This window comes from Methylobacterium sp. C33D (genome assembly GCF_053345825.1).
This window is the reverse complement of record NZ_JBKFAV010000273.1, coordinates 1-255: the sequence shown is the minus strand read 5'-3', so window position 1 is coordinate 255 and position 255 is coordinate 1. Positions and strand designations below refer to the sequence as shown.

At 67.8% G+C, this 255-nt stretch carries 1 pseudogene; it reads left to right on the top strand.

Going from position 1 to position 255, the window contains the following annotated elements:
• A pseudogene (tuf, locus tag ACLBXO_RS32345) lies at positions 1-255 on the top strand (elongation factor Tu); the annotation flags it as partial.

The following is a 255-nucleotide window of genomic DNA, read 5'->3' as shown; positions in this document are numbered from 1 at the left end:
ACATCCCGATCACCAAGGGCTCGGCGCTGATGGCGCTGGAGGACAAGGAGCCGAAGATCGGCAAGGAGGCGGTGCTGGCGCTGATGGCGACCGTGGACGCCTACATCCCGCAGCCGGAGCGCCCGATCGACATGCCGTTCCTGATGCCGATCGAGGACGTGTTCTCGATCTCGGGCCGCGGCACGGTGGTGACGGGCCGCGTCGAGCGCGGCATCGTGAAGGTGGGCGAGGAAGTCGAGATCGTCGGCATCCGGG